Below are 18,242 nucleotides of genomic sequence, written 5' to 3' on the forward strand. Positions count from 1 at the left end.
CTGTTATCGACACTATGCGCGCTATCGATAATGAGGGATTCCTCACAACAGCTCACAGCCGGCTACACGACGACGAGATCCGCGAGCTGTACGCCTACCCAACGGATCCGAGCTCGCCGTGGATCCGAATGAACTTCGTCTCCAGTATCGACGGTGCGGTCACGTCCGACGGTACATCCGGGGCGCTCGGCACGCCCGCGGATCGGCGGCTTTTCACACTTCTCCGCGAACTCTCCGATGTCGTGGTCGTGGGCGCGGGCACGGTCCGATCCGAGAACTACGGCGGCGCGAAGCCCGACGCCGCCACCAGGGACCGCCGCCTCGCCCGTGGTCAGGCGCCGGTTCCCCCGATCGCCGTCGTCACCACCAGCGCGCACATCGACCCCCGGAGCAGGCTGCTCACGGACACGGTTGTGCCACCGATCGTGATCACCGGCCGGGCCGCGCCCGAAGACCGGGTGCAGGCGCTCGTCGCGGCCGGCGCCGACGTGGTGACGGTTGCCGACGACGCCGTCCCGACCTCGGCGTTGCTGGCCGCGCTTGCGGAGCGAAACCTGAATCGCGTGCTCTGCGAGGGGGGCCCGAGCCTCTTCGGGCAATTGCTGCGGGACGACGCCGTCGACGAACTGTGTCTGACGACGTCACCGATGCTCGTTGCGGGAGGCGCGGGACGGATCGCGTCGTCCCCTGCGTCGTCACCGAGGCCGATGCGACGCGCCCACGTGCTCGCCGACGACGACGGCACGATCCTGACCCGCTGGGTGCGAGAGCGACCTGGCAGGCTGTGACGCATGCGCACATTGGGGTTGGCGGCACTGGTCATCGCGTTGTGCAGTGCGTGCAGCGCGGGGCCGAGCATCCGACCGGACGTCGCGGTCGTCGAGGAGCAGGAAGGTGCCCCGGCCTCGACGACGGGTGACGTCCCCACCGGCGCAGCCGAGTTGCCGGTACCGCTGCACGACCTGGACTGGCGGGACTGCACCGCGACGACGGTGGCCGTCCTGGGGTTGCCGCCGGGTCCGCCCGGGCTGGTCCTCGAGTGTGCGGAACTGACGACGCCTGTCGACTCCGACGAGTTGATGCGCGGCACCTTCACCCTCGGTGCACTGCGCGCGAGGCTGCCCCAGACTCCGACCGACGTCGCTCCCCTCCTTCTCACGACGGGAGCGGATCGTTCGTCGACGTCGACGCTGGCGGCGCTCGCCACCGGACCGGTCGGATCACTGCTGCCGTCACGTCCGTTGGTGGCGGTGGACCGCCGCGGCATCGGCACGTCCACGGCGATCGAGTGCGCCGACAGCACGACCACCACAATGCCTCGGCAGGCGATGATCGACCTCGGACAGTTCACGCCGCCCCCGGCGCCGGGTGGTGACGAGGCGGACACCGTCCTCGCACTGGGGCGGGATGCCACGACGGTCTGCTCGGACTTCCTGGCACCGCACGAACTTTCCTTCGATGCCCTCAATGCCGCCGGGGATCTCGACGAGATCCGCCGGGCGTGGGGCGTCGACCGGATCGGTCTGATCGCCGCAGGCAGCGGCGTCGACGTCGCCCTCGCGTACGCGGCCGAGCATCCGGAGTCGCTGGGCCGGCTCGTCCTCGACTCGCCGTCGGTGGTTCGGTCGGACGCCGCGACGGCCACCGAGTCCGTGGTCCGGGGCAGGCAGGCGGCTCTCGCCTCGTACGCCAGGCAGTGCGCGGCGCTCCAGTGCTCGCTCGGCCCGGATCCGCTGGGCGCGATCACGAACCTGGTCGAGCGGGCCCGCAACGGCGAACTGGGCACGGTATCCGCGAACGCGGTGCTGATCGCGATCACCGACTTCGTCGGTTCGCCGCGCGCCGACGTTCAGGCCGGGATTCGTGAGTTCTCGGACACCCTGTCCGCCGCAGCGGCGGGCGACACCGGCCCCCTGCAGGCACGGATCGACACCGCGGTCGCCGCGATCCGGACCGACGGTCAGTTCATCGCGCGGTGCTCCGACGGCGACCAGTGGCCGACGCCGGGACGAGTCCGGGAACTGATGGCCGACTGGGGACAGCGGTATCCGGTGTTCGGACCGGAAGCGGCGCTGGAAATGCTGCTGTGTGCGTCCTGGCCGAGCACTCCGCCGCCGCCGGGGCCCGATACCGACACCGTCGGGACGATGATCGTTGCCGGTGCCGCCGATCCGGTCGGCGGTGACGGGTCGGCGTCGGCGTCGGGTGCCCTCGGCGCCGTCGGCACTCCGACGGCGACCGTTGCCTGGCTGGGGTCGGGTCATCCCGCATTCACGCATTCCGAGTGCGTGCAACTCGCGATCGCCGGGTACGCGGACACCGGCCTTCTGCCGCCCGACGGCGGTGCGTGTCCGGGCTGAGCCCGAATCCGGGCGGCGTCTTGGGGCGGCGGAGGCGACGCGTCGGGTACCGTGCCACGGTGTTCCTTCGACAGCTCGAGCCGCGTACCGCCCGCACCACCGCCGAGGTGGTGAAGTTCGCGCTCTGGCCGCTCGCGATCATGACGGTCCTGCACCGCGTGCTGGTCAAGGCCGTGAACGGGGCGCGCACCGATGACTTCACACCGGTGTACAACGCCGCACTGGCCTTCCTGAACCGGCAGCCGGTGTACACCGCCAATTTCAACTGGGTGGACCCGCACTACCTGTACGCGCCGAGCGGCACACTGCTGCTCTCGCCGATCGCGATCATCGACCCCGAGCGGTCCCGCTGGCTGTTCATCTTCGGCAACGCGGTCGCCGTGATCATCGCCGGCTACCTGCTGCTGCGCATGTTCGGTCTGGCACTCGACTCCATCGCCGCCCCGATCCTGCTCCTCGGCATGTTCGCGAGCGAGACGGTCACCAACACCCTGGTCTTCACCAACGTCAACGGCGTGATCCTGCTCGGCGAGGTCGCGTTCCTGCTGCTTCTCCTGCGCCGGCGTGACGCATGGGCGGGCGTCGCCATCGGATTGACGCTGGCGATCAAACCCGTACTCGCCCCCCTGCTGTTGCTCCCGCTGGTGACGAAGCAGTGGCGCGCACTGGTCACGGCGGTCGGGGTCCCGCTGGTCCTGACTGCGGTCGCGTGGCCCCTGGCCGTCGACCCGATGGAGTTCGTGCACCACACGTTGCCGTACCTGATGGAGTCGCGGGACTACTTCAACTCCGCGATCGTCGGTAACGGCGCCTACTACAACCTGCCGACCTGGCTGATCTTCGGACTCAGGGGCGTCTTCGCCGTGGTTGTGCTGGTGTCGCTGTGGCTGCTCTACCGGTACTACCGCGAGGACCGCCTGTTCTTCCTCACCACTACAACCGGCGTTCTCATGGCGGGCTCGTTCCTGCTCGGTTCGCTCGGTCAGATGTACTACTCGATGATGCTGCTGCCGTTGCTGATGACCGTGGTGCTGCGCAACTCGGTGATGCGGAACTGGCCGGCCTGGCTCGCGGTGTACGGATTCATGTCCCTGGACAGTTGGCTGTCGGGCCGGTTCCCAGCGACCGGGCGGGCGGCCGAGTACATGAAAACCACACTTGGCTGGAGCCTGCTGCTGCTCGTGATCTGCGGTGTGCTCGTCACCCGGTACCTGACCGCGAAACGCGAAGGTCGCCTCGACCGCGGCATCGATCCGGCGTTCGACGAACCGGAGCGGGAAGTCGTTCCCGTCGCATCCTGAGTAGCGTGGTTGCATGACCCCGGATTCTGAGCACACCGCTGCGGGCCGCAAGCCCGGGTTCGAGCTGACCGACGCGCAGTGGCGCGAGAAGCTGACACCCGAGGAGTACGCGGTGCTTCGGCAAGCGGGTACCGAACGTCCCTTCGTCGGCGAGTACACCGACACGAAGACCGTCGGCGAGTACCACTGCCGCGCGTGTGACGCGCTGCTGTTCACCTCGACCGAGAAGTTCGAATCGCATTGCGGGTGGCCGTCGTTCTTCGACCCCGCCGATTCGGACGCGGTGATCCTGCGTGCCGACGACTCGCTGGGAATGCGCCGTGTCGAGGTGCTGTGCGCCAACTGCCACAGCCATCTCGGGCACGTTTTCGAAGGCGAGGGATATCCGACGCCGACGGACCAGCGGTACTGCATCAACTCGATCTCACTGCGCCTGACGCAAACGGGGTAGGTCGTCCCGGCTCGCACTGCGCCGAGCGCCGAAGGCGGGGACGATTTGTCCATGACCGCTACGAGGGCGTCGCGTAAGTCGAAGGTGTCCATCATCGGGGCAGGCAGCGTCGGCACCGCGGTCGCGTATGCGTGTCTGATCCGCGGGTCGGCGGATTCACTCGCGCTGTACGACACCAACGCGGGCAAGGTCCGAGCCGAGGTGTTGGATCTCAACCACGGCACGCAGTTCGCGCCGGCATGTCTCATCGACGGTGCCGACGACCTCGCGGTGACCACGGCGTCAGACCTGATCGTCGTCACCGCGGGCGTGAAGCAGCGCCCGGGACAGTCTCGACTCGACCTCGCCGCAGCGAACGTCGAACTCGTCCAGGCACTGACCCCGGCGCTGCTCGACCTCTCCCCCGACGCGGTGATCGTGTTCGTCAGCAACCCCGTCGACATCGTCACGTACGCGGCCGTGCGCACGGCGGGTGCGGAGTGTGCGCCCCGGATCTTCGGCTCGGGCACGGTCCTCGACTCGGGTCGGCTGCGATTCCTGGTCGCGCAGCGCGTCGACGTGGCCGTCGAGAACGTGCACGCGCTCATCGTCGGCGAGCACGGCGATTCGGAGATCGCGTTGTGGTCGAGCGCGACGATCGGCGGGGTGCCCGCCCTGAGCTACGACGTTGGCGCCGGCCCGGTGTTCGACGAGAACGCCTGCGCCGAGTTGTCGGCCCAGGTGACGCGGAGCGCCTACGAGATCATCGAGGGCAAGGGCGCCACCAATCTGGCGATCGGCCTGTCGACGGCACGGATCGTCGAGGCCGTCCTGCGCGACCAGCATCGCGTGCTCCCCGTGTCCTCGATGCAGACCGGCGCGTACGGCATCGACGGGGTCTGTCTGTCGCTGCCGACCCTCGTCGACGGACGCGGGGCCACGCGGGTGCTCGAGGTGCCGCTGTCCGGCGGTGAGGCGGAGGGACTGCAAGCGTCCGCGCAGGCGCTGCGGGACGTGCAGCGCGCGCTCGGACTGTGACACCTCAGCCGGCGTACATCTCTTCGATCAGGTTCTTCGCGATCGTGGAGGCCGGATCGTGCCCGTTCGCGCCGGGCGCGAGATTCGCCCACACGATCAGCGTGACCCCTTTCTCCGGGTCCGAACCCATGAACGAGTTGTAGCCGGGCAGCTCGCCGGTGTGCCCGTACATCGGCCCCATCTTCGCGATGCCCCAGCCGTAGCCCGCTGCCTCGGGGCTGGACGGGTCCGTCGGCTGGACACTGGCCAGCCGCTGCTTCTGCATGTCGGCGTCCAGCGCCTTGCCTCCCGCGAGCGCCTCGGCCCAGGTGGCGAGGTCCTCGGCGGTCGAGATTCCGCCGCCTGCCGACCAGGTCCACGACGGGTTGTTGTTCGTGACGTCGGTCGGCGCGAGGGTGCCGTCCATCGCCTGGGCCTGCATGTCCTCGGGCAACGCCGGATCGGTGAGGGTGAGCATGTTGGTGCCGAAGAAGTAGCCGTGCGAGTACGGATCGGGAAGCGCGGTGTCCGTCGGCTCTGGGAACGACGAGCTGCTCAGACCGGCGGGACCGATGATGCGGTCGCGGTAGATCTCGGCGAGCGGCTTGCCGTCGAGCTGCTCTGCGATCAGACCGAGCAGGACGTAGTTGGTGTTCGAGTAGTGGTACCCCCCGCCGGGCGGGAAGTACGGCGGCTGCGACAGCCCGAGGGCGAGCAGTTCCTCCGGCATCCAGACGCGTCCCGGGTCGTTGTCGAGTGCCTCGTTGAGCTCCGGGGTCTCGCTGTAGTTGTAGAGCCCGGACCGCATGTCGAGGACCTGCGCGATGGTGATGTTCTCGCCGTTCGGGACGTCGGGACGGTATTTCGACACGGGGTCGGTCACCGCGATCTTCCCTTCCTGCGCGAGCTGCAGGATGGCGGTCGCGGTCCACGTCTTGGTGTTGGAACCGATCCGAATGTGGTCGTCCAGCGCGACGGCGTCACCCCCGCCGCGTTCGGTGGTGCCGTACGTCGCGGTGATCGTGCCCGACGGGGTGCGGAGCAGCGCGACCGCACCGGGGAACAGGAACTCCTTCGCGCCCTCCTCGAGCGCGGCCTCCAGCCCCGCCTGATCGACGGGCTTGACGGCACCGGCATCCGAGGTGGCCGACGATGCTGCGGCCGTGCCTGCCGTCGTGGACGTGGCGTCCGAGGACGCGTCGTCGGAGTCCGAGCACGCTCCGGCGAACAGGGTCAGCGTCACCACGACGCCCGTGACCCGCAGCAGTCGGCCAGGTACGGCTTTACGGTTCATGGGCTTTCACGCTACGCGGGGCCGCAGCGAGATGTGAGATGGTTCACATATGTGAAAGAACTGTCGGCGGCTCGTACGCGCGAATCGGCGGCAACTCGCCCTCGAACCGCTCGACTTCGACCAGCACGTGCTGCCCGGTGCTACCGCGCGCCAGGCGCGACGTCCCGACGTCGGGCGTGAGCACGTTCGGGTTTCCGTGCACGCACATCGAATTCGGATCGGACGGATCGAGTGGGTCGTACCAGGCACCCGTCGACAGTTGCACGACCCCGACGAGCAGTCCGTCGTCGAGCACGGCCCCGGCGAGGCAGGCGCCGCGGTCGTTGAACACCCGCACGACATCGCCGCTCGCGATGCCGCGCGCCGCGGCGTCGTCGGGGTGCAGCCGGATCGGTTCGCGCCCCTGTACTTTCGACGCCTGGCTGGTGGCACCGTGGTCGAGTTGGCTGTGCAGCCGCGTCTTCGGCTGGTTCGCGATCATGTGCAGCGGGAACTGCTCGGCACGCTGCCCGCCGAGCCACTCCTGGGGCTCGTACCAGGTCGGATGCCCCGCGCAGTCGTCGTAACCGAATCCGTCGATGTCGCTGGAGAAGATCTCGATCTTCCCGCTGGGCGTCCGCAACGCGTTGCGCTCCGGATCGGCGCGGAAATCCTCCAGCAGCGTCAGACCGTCCTCGGTGCGCATCCGGACGTGCCCGCGCGCCCAGAACTCGTCGAACTGCGGCGCCTCGCCGCCGTCGGCGCGCACGAAACCGCGCCACTGCTCGTACAGGTGCTCGATCCACTCCCCCGACGTCCGCCCCTCCGTGAACTGCGCACCGAAACCCAGACGGCGTGCGAGTGCCGCGAAGGTGTCGTAGTCGTCACGGGCGTCGGCGTACGGCGGAACCGCTGCCTGCATCGCGACCATCAGCGGGTCGTTCCGGGTGCAGGACAGGTCGTTTCGCTCGAGTGAGGTCGTGGACGGCACGACGATGTCGGCATGCTTGGCCATCGGGGTCCAGTACGGGTCGTGCACGACGATCGTGTCCGGACGCGACAGCGCGCGGCGCAGACGGCCGAGGTCCTGATGATGGTGGAACGGGTTGCCGCCCGCCCAGTACACGAAGCGGATGTCCGGGAAGGTGCGGGTCTCGCCGTTGTAGTCGTACCGCTCCCCCGGATGCAGCAGCAGATCCGAGATCGCCGCGACGGGGATCGACTCGGTGACCGGGTTCTGCCCCTGGAACAGGGTCGGCAGCGGGTACGGCACCGGCGCCAGGCCCGGCTCGTTCATCGACCCGTAGCCGTGGCCGAAACCTCCGCCGGGAAGACCGATCTGGCCGAGCATCGCGGCGAGGGTGATCCCCGCCCACGGTGCCTGCTCGCCGTGCCGGACCCGCTGCAGCGACCACGTGACCGTGACCAGCGTCCGGCCGGACGCCATCTGCCGGGCCAGGTCCGCGATCGTCGCGGCGGGAATCCCCGACAGGCCCTCGGCCCACGCCGGGTCCTTCGCGACGCCGTCGCTGCGGCCCAGCAGGTAGTCCTCGAACTTGTCGTAGCCGACGGTGTACCGGTCCAGGAAGGCGCGATCCGCGAGATCCTCGGTGGCCAGGACGTGTCCGAGCGCCAGCATGATCGCCACGTCACTGCCCGGCCGCGGCGCCAGCCACTTCGCTTCACCGTGCACGTCGTCGCGCAGAGGGCTGATCGTGACGATCCGCCCTCCGCGGGCGCGCAGCGCGTCCAGCGCGCCGCGCGTCGGGTGGTTGCTCGTGCCGCCGTCGTTGACCGCGGTGTTCTTCAGTGGGACGCCGCCGAAGCAGACCATCAGATCGGTCTCGCGGGCGATGACGTCCCAGTTCGTCGAGCGCGCGAACAGCTTCCAGTGCGTGCCCATCACCCGAGGCATGATCACGCTGGTCGCGCCGAGCGAGTAGCTGTTCTCCGAGCGCGTGTAGCCGCCGAACTGCTTCAGGAACCGGTGTACCTGGCTCTGCGCGTGGTGAAAGCGTCCCGGCGCCGACCAGCCGTAGGAGCCGCCGAAGATCGCCCGGTTACCGTGCCTGTCGACGACCCGGCGCAGCTCCCCGGCCAGCAGTTCCGTGAGCTCGTCCCACGACACCGCGACGAACTCGTCGGCGCCGCGCCGATCGGACGGACCCGGGCCGCCCTCGAGCCAGCCGCGCCGGACCGCCGGGCCGGTGACGCGCGAGCGGTGACGCACCGACCCGACCGCGTTCTCGAGGATCGGTGAGGGGTCGGCGTCGCCGGCGAACGGGTGCACCGCGGTGACCTCACCGTTCGCCGACTCGGCCTCGAACATTCCCCAGTGCGCCATCTGCCGGCGCCGCTCCGAACTCACGGTGGCCAGTGTGCCACCGGTCGCTACTTCAGCTTCAGCTCGGCCACCACCCCGGCGTGATCCGAGGCCCACAGCGGCGCGGGTGCGCCGCGGAACGGCGCCGCTCCGACCGTCGACACCTTCTTGGCCTGCCAGTCCCCCCTGGTCAGCACCAGGTCGATCCGCGTCGCGTTCTCCGACACCGGGTTCGTCAGCAACTCGTTCTGGCAGCACGTCAGCCCGGGATCGTTCCGGTTGGCTGCGGGCCATGCATCGACGAGTCCGCCCGCGATCAGGTTCGCGTAGGTCGGCGTCGTCGTGCCCGCCGCGTCGGAGTTGAAGTCGCCGACGACGATCACGGGCAGCGGACTCGCGGTGACGATTCCGAGTGCCTCCGCACCCTGCGCGACCTGGATGGCGGGCACCGGGGACTCGGTCTCGAGGTGGGAGTTGAAGAACCGGAACGAGGCGCCGTTCACGGTCGCGTCGACCGATGTCCAGCCTCGGGTGAAAGTGACGGTACTTCCTGCCGCGGTGGGCACGGTGAGCTGCGCGGCGTAGTGGCCGTTCTGCGGGTTCGACGTCGCCACCCCGGATCGCGCGAGGATCACGTCGCGGTCCGTGAGCCGGATGTCCGACAGCGGCAGTCCCACCACAGGATTCACCGGTGCCGCCGGATCCAGGTACGGCGCCTCGACGTCGGCGTTGGTCGACGTCGCAACCGCGGTGTAGGCCAGGCCGCGTTCGGCCAGCTCGGACTGCAGGATCGCGAGGAAGTCCTGGAACGGGGTTGTCGCGTTCGGGGTGCCCGAGAGATCTGCGGGGGTCTGGGTCCGCCACAGCGAGACCTCTTGCAGACCCACGAGATCGGGGCCCGCCTGCTGGATCTCGGTGGCCAGTGCGTCGGCGCGGGCCTCGAAGTCGGTGTCGATCACGTTCTGTCGGGCCCGGGTGACGGCCTCGACGAACTGCGGGAAGGTCGGTGCGGTCACGATGTCGGTCAGACCGGTTCCGAGATAGAGGTTCCGCGTCATCACGGCGACCTTCTTGTTGTTCGGTTCACCCGGTGGGGTGCCGTTGTTCGGTGCCGCGGCGGCGGGCGTCGCCACCGCGACCGCGGCGGCGACCGCGACAAGAACGCACAACCGCCTGGTGGTCTTCGAGAAACGCTGCGACATGGTGGTTACCTCCGTCGTGGTGGCGTGCCCGGTACACCCGACGACGGTCACCACCGCTACTCCCCGGGCGTCCGTTGCAGGTGGGAACCGCCGTCCACTACGGAGAGTGACACAGAAAGCCCTCCCCTGCGGCCGGTAACGACACGACTTCGTCCCGGCCGCAGGGGACAGGATCAGGGCAGGGAGTTGACCAGCTGCTCCACCGACACACGCGGACCGGTGAAGAACGGCGTCTCCTCGCGGACGTGCATGCGGGCCTCGGTGGCGCGCAGATCGCGCATCAGGTCGACGATCCGGTCCAGCTCCGGCGCCTCGAACGCGAGGATCCACTCGTAGTCACCGAGCGCGAACGCGGGCACCGTGTTGGCGCGGACGTCCGGGTAGCCGCGTCCCGCCTTGCCGTGATCGGCGAGCATCGTGCGACGCTCGGCGTCGGGCAGCAGGTACCACTCGTACGAACGCACGAACGGGTACACGCAGATGTAGGCGCCCGGCTCCTCGCCCGCGATGAACGCAGGCACGTGGCTCTTGTTGAACTCGGCGGGACGATGCAGCGCGACGTTCGACCACACCGGGTCGCTGGCCTGGCCCAGGTCCGTCGTGCGCCGGAAGTCGGCGTACAGCTTCTGCAGGTCCTCGAGCTTCTCGGCGTGGGTCCAGATCATGAAGTCCGCGTCCGCGCGCACACCGGCGATGTCGTAGATGCCGCGGACGACGACGTCCGTGTCCTCGTACGAGTCGAAGAAGTCCTGAGCGTTCTTCACCGCAGCCGCGCGGTCGTCACCGAGGACGCCGGGCTGGGCCTGGAACACCGAGAACATCGCGTAGCGCAGGGTGGAATTGAGCTTGTCGTAATCGAGGCGTGCCATGGCCCCTATCCTGCCACCTGCTCCGCGAGCCGTGTCGCGGCCGTCGTGGCTGATCGGACACATGCCGGGACGCCGACGCCGTGCAGCATCGCGCCCGCGACCTCGATGCCGTCGACCAGGGCGATCTCGGATTCGAGTGCCGCGACGACGTCGAGGTGACCGGCCCGGTACTGCGGCAGGCCGCCGTGCCAACGCTGCACGAAGGTCGCGATGGGCTGATCGGTGACGCCGGTGACGGTGGCGAGGTCCGCGCGTGCCAGGGTGACGAGCTGCTCGTCGTCGGCGTCGACGAGGGCGGCGTTCCCGAACCTGCCGAACGACGCTCGCGCCAGGGTGACCGCACGCGCGCCGAGGTGCGGCCACTTCCGGGCCGAGAGCGTGAACGCCTTGGCCGAGAGGTCCTCGCCGGTGGCCACCAGAATTCCCGAATTGTTCGGCAGCGCAGCATTCTTCGGCAGCGCCATGGCGACGACGACGGACGACGCGAGGGGAATGTCGCGCGCCTGCGCCGCTGCCGCAGGCACCGTGTCGGCGAGCAGCGTCGCTGCACGGTCGGCGGGAATCGCGAGGACGACCCCGTCGACCTCGCCGACCGGGTCGATCGACCAGCGGCCACCGGTCCGCCGCAGCGCCGCTGCGCTGGTGCCGTCGTGGAACTCGGCTGCCGACGCCTCGCGAAGCGCGTTCAGGAGGGCGCCGTACCCGTCCCGGAGTGTCCCGAACACGGGTGCGTCCGAGGGGGGTGGCAGCGCGCGGCGCACCGCCTCGGTCAGGCTCGTCGCACCCGCGTCCAGCGCGGCCGCGAGCGTCGGAACCGCCGCCCGAACGCCCGCCGTGTCGGACAGGCCCGAGTAGACCCCACCAAGCAGCGGATCCACGGAGCGCCGGACCACCTGGTCCCCGAACCGGGCGCCGACAAGGGCGGCCACCGAGACGTCGGTGGTGCTGTCCCAGTGGAAGGGTGTGGTCGGCTCGGCGTCGATCTGCGCGAGGGTTTCCGCGTCGACCAGCCCGACCAGGGACTCCGACCCGGCAGGGATGCCCATGAGGGTCCCCGCGGGCAGCGGATGCAGCCGCCCGCCCGCCCAGATCAGCGGCCGCGCCCCGGACGGGTGCTCCACCTGGTCGGACAGGCCCAGCTCGGCGAGGAGCTCGGGCACCTCCGGACGGCGCTCGATGAACGCCTCGGCCCCGACGTCGACCGGCTCACCGGCGAGCGGGACGGTCCGCAGCTTGCCGCCGTACCGATCCGACTCCTCGAGCACCACGATCCGGGCGTCCGGTCCGAGGCGCTGCCGCAACCGGTAGGCGGCGACGAGCCCGGAGATACCACCACCCACCACCGCCACCGTGGTCACAGCGAATGCACCAGCTCCACGACGTCGGTGAGTACGGCCGGATCGGTGTCGGGGAGGACGCCGTGGCCGAGGTTGAAGATGTGCCCGATGGCCCCGGCCGCAACCGCGCGGTCCGCCTCGGCAGTGATGCGCCGCACTTCCTTCTCGATCGCGTCCCAGCCGGCGAACAGCACCGCGGGATCGAGGTTGCCCTGCAGCGCCTTGCCCGGACCGACCCGGCGGGCCGCGTCGTCGAGCGGGATCCGCCAGTCGACACCGACGACGTCGGCCCCGGCCTCCCCCATCACGCCCAGCAGTTCACCGGTGCCCACGCCGAAGTGGATACGCGGCACGCCCGCCTCGGCGACCTCGGCGAACACCCGCTCGGAGTGCGGGAGGACATACGTGCGGTAGTCCGCCTGCGACAGCGCACCCGCCCACGAGTCGAACAGCTGGATCGCGTCGACACCGGCGTGCAGCTGCGCCTTCAGGAAGGCGATGGTGGTGTCGGCTAGCGCGCCGAGCAACGCATGCCACGTCGCCGGGTCGGAGTGCATGAGCGCTTTCGTGCGCTCGTGGTTGCGACTCGGTCCACCCTCGACCAGGTACGACGCCAGCGTGAACGGGGCGCCCGCGAAACCGATGAGGGGGGTGTCCCCGAGCTCGGTCGTCAGGAGCGCGATCGCCTCGGTGACGGCGCCGACCTCCTCGGCGCGCAGCCGGGGCAGCGCCTTGACGTCGGCGGCGGTGCGCACCGGGTTCGCGACGACGGGCCCGGTGCCCGCGACGATGTCCAGGTCGATGCCCGCCGCCTTGAGCGGGACCACGATGTCCGAGAACAGGATCGCGGCGTCCACCTTGTGCCTGCGCACCGGCTGCATGGTGATCTCGCAGACCAGCTCCGGGTTGAAGCAGGATTCGAGCATCCCGATCCCCGCCCGGATCTCCCGGTACTCGGGCAGCGACCGCCCGGCCTGCCGCATGAACCACACCGGCCGGTGGCGCGGTCGTCCGCCGGTGGCCGCGGCCAACAGCGGCGCATCGGTGAGGCGCCTGCGGTACGGGTACCGCGCGCCGGTGGTCATCGCCGAATTCGTGTCTTCCAGATCGCTCATGTGTCCCAACGCTTCGTCACCTGGTCCGTGCTACTCGTCCGTCATGCTGCCAGATCCGCCGCCACACGACGTCCGGCGCGCCTCCCGCGCCGATCATCGGGGCCGGTCTACCGTCCGCTCTGTGACCATGTCCGGACCCAACGCCGAGCCAGCGCCGTTCCGTAGCGCAGTGGACTCCATGCATGCGGCATCGGTCCACCCGCAAATCGAGATCGGCCCGATCCGGCCGCCTCAGCGACTCGCCCCGTACAGCTATGCGATCGGCGCCGAAGTCCGGCATCCGCAGTCCGACGCCGTCGCCGAGGACTCCGAGGGCGATGCCTTCGGTCGGCTGATCCTGCTCTACGACCCCGCGGGCGACGAGGCGTGGAACGGGACCCTGCGCCTGGTCGCCTACATCCAGGCCGACCTCGAGGCAGACCTCGCGGCAGATCCACTGCTTCCCGAAGTCGCGTGGAGCTGGCTGATCGACGCCCTCGACGCCCACCACGAGCAGGTGACCGCACTCGGCGGCACCGTCACCGCGACCAGTTCGGTCCGATACGGCGACATCGCCGGTCCGCCGCGCGCCCACCAACTGGAACTGCGGGCGTCCTGGACTGCGGGCAGCACCACGTTGGCGCCGCACGTCGAGGCGTTCTGCGAGGTACTCGCCGCGGCGGCGGGTCTGCCGCCCGCAGGCGTCACCTCACTGGGTCACTGACTGCTGCGCTGATTCGGTTCCCTCCTCCGCGCGTGCGCGTGTCCATTCCAGAAATGCCGCCACTCGGGTGGTGACCTGATCGCTGCGCAGGGAGTGGAAGAGGTCGAAGGCGTGCTGGGCTCCGCGCAGTTCCGCGTACGCGACAGGGTTGTCGGACACCTCTCGGAGCCTCCGGACGAAGTCGCGGGCCTCGGCGACGGGGATGAGCGAGTCGTTCGTCCCGTGGATGACGAGGAACGGTGGCGCACCGGCGTGCAGCTTCGCGAGCGGCGAGGCGGCCAGGTAGGAGTCGGGGAACACTGCGTCCCGCCCGAGGACCATCCGGGTCAGCTTCGACTCGACCCGCCACCGGACGGCGGGGATTCCCGATTCGCCGGTGAAGTCGTAGGCACCGTAGAACGGCACGCAGGCCTGCACCGACGTGTCGACGTCCTCGAAACCGGGCTGCAGCACCGCGTCGTTCGCGGTCAGCGCGAGCATCGTGGACAGGTGGCCGCCTGCCGATCCACCGGTGACAGCGAGAAAACCCGGATCTCCCCCGTACTGCGGACCCTCGGCGCGCATCCACCCGACCGCACGTTTGAGTGCGACGAGGTGGTCCGGCCACACCGCCTTGGGCGAGAGCGGGTAGTTCACCGCCGCACACACCCAGCCCCGCGACGCCATCTCCACCATCAGGGGAAGTCCCTGCTGGTCCTTGTTACCGATCACCCATCCACCGCCGTGCACCTGCAGCAGCATCGGCGCGTCGGCCGGGGTGTCGCGGTGGTGGTAGACGTCGACGAGGAAGCGCTTGCCACCGGGCGCGTACGCGAGGTTCCGGACACGGCGCACGCCCTCGCGGCGGTACGAGAACGGCCTCGACGACGACCGCCAGTCGACAGCACGGCCCGGGAGGTCGATGCCGACCTCCGTGAGCGCCGCGTCCATCTCGGCGCCCGCCCGGCTCCCCGTGAGGATGGTCGCGGCCAATCCGGCAGCGGACGCGGCGGCGAGGGCGAGCCCGATCCGATCGGTCGGGGTGCGAACGCCGCGCCGCGCCACGTGGATGCCCGCGTCGACCGCGGTGGCCGCGAGTAGTTGAGGTGCGAGCTCCGACGTCAGCCAGCCCGCGAGGAAGGCGGGGACGGCGCTGCGCGGGCCGTCCATCGGGCGCAGCGCGTTCACGCTCGCCACCGCGTTCACTGCCTGCCGTAGTGCGAAGGAAATGGTCATGCGCTGCCTTTCGGGTGTACCGCCGGATCGAATTTAGGACACGCCACGCTCTCGGCGGGGGCATTCCGCCACGCGTGATCCGGGTCGTTCCTCGATGACCGAGACAGCCGTCGTAGAGTCACCTACCATGTCGGAGCCGAGCGTCCCCTCGCCTGCACCCAACGCTGTCCCCCTCCTGGCGCCGTCGGGCGGGCTGCCCGAGGTGGTGGACTCGCCTCGCCTGGTCGCGGAGGCGGCAGCGCGGCTCGCGGGTGGCACCGGGCCGCTCGCTGTCGACGCCGAACGAGCATCCGGCTTCCGCTACTCCAACCGCGCCTACCTGCTGCAGTTCCGGCGCGCCGGCGCGGGAACGGTCCTGGTCGATCCGATCCCTGTCGCGGGCGATCTCGGTCCGCTCGCGGAGGCGATCAATCCCCTCGAGTGGGTCCTGCATTCGGCGGATCAGGATCTTCCGGGGATGGCGGACCTCGGACTCCGACCTGCCTCGCTGTACGACACCGAACTCGCGGGCCGGTTGGCCGGATTCGAACGAGTGGGGCTCGCGGCGGTCGTCGAACGACTGCTCGGGCTGGAGCTGAAGAAGGGGCACGGCGCCGACGACTGGTCCCGCCGTCCGCTTCCCGAATCGTGGCTCAACTACGCGGCTCTCGACGTCGAGGTGCTCGTGGAACTGCACGACGCGATCGCCGCCGAGCTCGAATCGCAGGGCAAGACCGAGTGGGCCGCACAGGAATTCGAGCACATCCGTCTCGCGGGCCCACCGAAGCCGAAGGCCGACCGCTGGCGGCGCACGTCGCAGATCCACTCCCTGAAGTCGCCCCGCCAGCTCGCCGCGGTCCGTGAGTTGTGGCTGGCACGCGACGAGATCGCGTCCCGTCGCGACATCGCGCCCGGCCGCATCCTCCCGGACTCGGCGATCACTGCGGCCGCGAGCGCGAACCCGATGTCCGTGGACGCGCTCCGGGCACTGCCCGTCTTCGGCGGGCCCCGCCAGCGCCGCAGTTCGAAGGTGTGGCTCCAGGCGCTCGAACGCGCCCGAGCGCTTCCCGAGTCGGAGCTGCCACCGGTCACACAGCCGTTCACCGGTCCACCGCCCGCCGGACGCTGGGCCCGGAAGCACCCCGACGCGGCGGAACGGCTCGCTGCGGCACGGGCCGAGCTGGCGACGCTGAGCGAGCGGGTGACCGTGCCGGTCGAGAACCTGCTGATGCCGGAGCTGGTGCGGCGACTGTGCTGGGACTACGTCCCCGCCGACCATGCCGGTGAGGATGCCGCCCAGTTGACGGAGTTCGTCGACTCGGTTCTCCAGGCCGGCGACGCCAGGCCGTGGCAGCGCGAACTGACCGCACCCGTACTCGCCGTAGCGCTGACGTAGGCGACGACTACCTGACGCTGCCCGCGGCGATCATCAGGTCGGTGCAGCGCTCGATCAGGGTTTCCGTGTCCACCTCGACCGCACCGTCCAGCCAGGCAGTGAGGATCTGGGCGAGACCGCCGACGACGAAGTGACCGACGAGGTCGAGTTCGGGGCCGGACGGTGTGTCGTAGAAGTCGACGGCCTGCGCAATGGTCAGGCCGACGAACATCCGCACCGATTCCAATCGCTGCTGCGCGAGCATGTTGTTCAGGGATGCGAAGAACACGAGTCGGCCGAGCCGTGGATCGTCCGAGATCTCCTGGACGAGGATGGCGACGACCGCGCGCACGAGGGCGCGTTCCTCCTGCGGCGCCTCGGCGACCGCCCGGAGTGCCGATTCGGCGATTCGACCGACCGCGTGCTCGTAGACGGCCACCGCGAGTGCTTCCCGATCGGCGAAGGACTCGTAGAAGTACCGGCTCGCCAGTCCGGCCTTCTTGCAGACTCCACGAACGGAGAAGGCCGTCTCACCGTCGGGCCCTCCCAGCAGGTCGAGTCCAGCTTCGATCAGTTGCGCCCGTCGTTCGGCCTTGCGCTGATCGCCCTCGACTCCCGCGTAGATCCGTGCCGACGTCGTCATGGCCTAAATCTTCCCATCGGGCGATCTTTTCATCCGACCCTTGTACGCGGTACATATATCTGAGTACAGTCGTGTTCAGATACGGCCGACGGGGCCGAACGAGATACCTGGAGGGGCAGATGTCTGTGGCACCGGAGGCGGACGGCACGATTGCGAGCGAATCGCCCGAAGCGGCAGCACCCGAGGCTGCGGCACCGAAGCCCGTCGCAGCCAAGCCGGCAGCCGCGAAACCCGCCGCGCGCAAGCCTGCGGCACGGAAGGCGGCGGCACCCAAGCAGCCGATTCGGGCCATCGACGGCGGGCCCGTACTGGCCCACGTCGACGGAATCTCCCTGATGGCGGGCGCCGCGAACGTCATCATGCAGCTCTCGTGGCCCGCGGTCGGCTACGGCGTGATGGAGAGCAAGGTCGAGTCGGGACGCCTGCTGGACCATCCGATCAAGCGCAGCCGCACCACACTGCAGTTCCTCGCGGTCGCATCGATGGGCACCGACGAGGAGAAGCGACTGTTCCGCCGCGGCGTCAACCGCGCGCACGCCCAGGTTCGGTCGACCGACGAGAGCCCCGTCGAGTACAACGCCTTCGATCCGGAACTGCAGCTGTGGGTCGCGGCCTGCATCTACCGCGGCTTCGAGGACACCCATCGACTGCTGCGCGGCGAGTACACCCCGGCGCAGCGCGAGTACTACTACCAGAAGGGCGCGGTCTTCGGCACCACCCTTCAGGTCAAGGAAGAGATGTGGCCCGCAACCCGTGACGCGTTCGAGGAGTACTGGGCGGAGTCACTGAAGAAGGTGCACATCGACGACGCCACCCGCGAGCACCTCGACTACATCGCGCGCGCCAAGTTCGCGCACCCTCTCACCGCCAGGCTGATCGGCAGGACCAACCTCTTCGTCACGAAGGGCTTCCTGCCGCAGGAGTTCCGGGACCAGATGCGGTACTCGTGGACGGCAAAGGACCAGAAGAGATTCGACCGCATGATGAAGGTGATCGCCACCGTCAACCGACGGATGCCGACAGTGCTGCGCGAGTTCCCGTACAACTACCTGATGGCCGACCTGCGCTGGCGCCTGCGAACTGGACGCTCACCGGTGTGA

General features: G+C 69.4%; 16 protein-coding genes. 8 read left to right on the forward strand and 8 right to left on the reverse strand.

Annotated features, from left to right (window positions below; translation table 11 throughout):
* Nucleotides 1-14 precede the first annotated feature (14 nt).
* From RHCRD62_RS17850 to RHCRD62_RS17870, 5 genes are read left to right on the forward strand one after another with little or no spacing between them, the layout of a single operon-like run.
* The gene (locus RHCRD62_RS17850; protein WP_050066080.1) at nucleotides 15-788 is read left to right on the forward strand and encodes a pyrimidine reductase family protein; all 774 of its coding nucleotides are present in this window, start codon (nucleotides 15-17) and stop codon (nucleotides 786-788) included.
* Between the two features lie 3 nt (nucleotides 789-791).
* Nucleotides 792-2,360: an alpha/beta hydrolase gene (locus RHCRD62_RS17855; RefSeq protein ID WP_050066081.1), complete on the forward strand. Its 1,569-nt coding sequence runs from the start codon at nucleotides 792-794 to the stop codon at nucleotides 2,358-2,360.
* 59 nt (nucleotides 2,361-2,419) lie between these two features.
* Complete coding sequence (locus RHCRD62_RS17860; RefSeq protein ID WP_172671090.1) at nucleotides 2,420-3,661, forward strand: glycosyltransferase family 87 protein; 1,242 nt, start codon at nucleotides 2,420-2,422, stop codon at nucleotides 3,659-3,661.
* Between the two features lie 13 nt (nucleotides 3,662-3,674).
* Entirely contained in the window at nucleotides 3,675-4,112 is a 438-nt protein-coding gene (gene msrB, locus RHCRD62_RS17865; protein ID WP_050066082.1) for a peptide-methionine (R)-S-oxide reductase MsrB, read from the forward strand.
* Between the two features lie 51 nt (nucleotides 4,113-4,163).
* Nucleotides 4,164-5,129, forward strand: a complete 966-nt coding sequence (locus tag RHCRD62_RS17870) for an L-lactate dehydrogenase (RefSeq protein WP_050066083.1) — start codon at nucleotides 4,164-4,166, stop codon at nucleotides 5,127-5,129.
* Between the two features lie 4 nt (nucleotides 5,130-5,133).
* On the opposite strand, the gene RHCRD62_RS17875 is transcribed toward RHCRD62_RS17870, so the two are convergent.
* The 6 genes from RHCRD62_RS17875 to hemE form a co-directional block, all read right to left on the reverse strand.
* Nucleotides 5,134-6,402 (reverse strand): serine hydrolase domain-containing protein, encoded by a 1,269-nt coding sequence (locus tag RHCRD62_RS17875; protein WP_084734339.1) that lies wholly within the window; start codon nucleotides 6,400-6,402, stop codon nucleotides 5,134-5,136.
* A gap of 43 nt (nucleotides 6,403-6,445) precedes the next feature.
* Nucleotides 6,446-8,725, reverse strand: coding sequence for a molybdopterin-dependent oxidoreductase (locus tag RHCRD62_RS17880; RefSeq protein ID WP_050066085.1), 2,280 nt, complete (start codon nucleotides 8,723-8,725; stop codon nucleotides 6,446-6,448).
* 47 nt (nucleotides 8,726-8,772) lie between these two features.
* Nucleotides 8,773-9,906 carry an endonuclease/exonuclease/phosphatase family protein gene (locus tag RHCRD62_RS17885; RefSeq protein ID WP_157050974.1) on the reverse strand — a complete coding sequence of 378 codons (1,134 nt, stop codon included), beginning with the start codon at nucleotides 9,904-9,906 and terminating at the stop codon, nucleotides 8,773-8,775.
* A 173-nt stretch (nucleotides 9,907-10,079) separates the two neighbouring features.
* On the reverse strand, nucleotides 10,080-10,775 hold the full coding sequence (gene hemQ / locus RHCRD62_RS17890; RefSeq protein WP_050066087.1) for a hydrogen peroxide-dependent heme synthase: 696 nt from the start codon (nucleotides 10,773-10,775) through the stop codon (nucleotides 10,080-10,082).
* 5 nt (nucleotides 10,776-10,780) lie between these two features.
* On the reverse strand, nucleotides 10,781-12,133 hold the full coding sequence (locus RHCRD62_RS17895) for a protoporphyrinogen oxidase (protein WP_050066088.1): 1,353 nt from the start codon (nucleotides 12,131-12,133) through the stop codon (nucleotides 10,781-10,783).
* Nucleotides 12,130-13,227, reverse strand: a complete 1,098-nt coding sequence (gene hemE / locus RHCRD62_RS17900; protein WP_050066089.1) for a uroporphyrinogen decarboxylase — start codon at nucleotides 13,225-13,227, stop codon at nucleotides 12,130-12,132. Before hemE ends, RHCRD62_RS17895 begins: the two co-directional genes overlap by 4 nt.
* A 127-nt stretch (nucleotides 13,228-13,354) precedes the next feature.
* On the opposite strand from hemE, the gene RHCRD62_RS17905 reads away from it, so the two are divergent.
* A complete protein-coding gene (locus tag RHCRD62_RS17905) occupies nucleotides 13,355-13,930 on the forward strand; it encodes a DUF3000 domain-containing protein (protein ID WP_050066259.1) in 576 nt (191 codons plus the stop codon).
* Here RHCRD62_RS17905 and RHCRD62_RS17910 read toward each other — a convergent pair.
* Nucleotides 13,916-15,145, reverse strand: a complete 1,230-nt coding sequence (locus RHCRD62_RS17910; protein WP_050066090.1) for an alpha/beta hydrolase — start codon at nucleotides 15,143-15,145, stop codon at nucleotides 13,916-13,918. The genes RHCRD62_RS17905 and RHCRD62_RS17910 overlap by 15 nt on opposite strands.
* A gap of 127 nt (nucleotides 15,146-15,272) precedes the next feature.
* Here RHCRD62_RS17910 and RHCRD62_RS17915 point away from each other — a divergent pair, with 127 nt between their 5' ends.
* Complete coding sequence (locus tag RHCRD62_RS17915) at nucleotides 15,273-16,520, forward strand: ribonuclease D (protein ID WP_050066091.1); 1,248 nt, start codon at nucleotides 15,273-15,275, stop codon at nucleotides 16,518-16,520.
* Between the two features lie 7 nt (nucleotides 16,521-16,527).
* On the opposite strand, the gene RHCRD62_RS17920 is transcribed toward RHCRD62_RS17915, so the two are convergent.
* Entirely contained in the window at nucleotides 16,528-17,142 is a 615-nt protein-coding gene (locus RHCRD62_RS17920) for a TetR/AcrR family transcriptional regulator (protein WP_050066092.1), read from the reverse strand.
* 335 nt (nucleotides 17,143-17,477) lie between these two features.
* Between RHCRD62_RS17920 and RHCRD62_RS17925 the strand changes: the two genes are divergently transcribed.
* Nucleotides 17,478-18,242: an oxygenase MpaB family protein gene (locus RHCRD62_RS17925; protein WP_050066260.1), complete on the forward strand. Its 765-nt coding sequence runs from the start codon at nucleotides 17,478-17,480 to the stop codon at nucleotides 18,240-18,242.

Source organism: Rhodococcus sp. RD6.2 (genome assembly GCF_001040705.1).
GTDB lineage: Bacteria > Actinomycetota > Actinomycetes > Mycobacteriales > Mycobacteriaceae > Rhodococcus_G.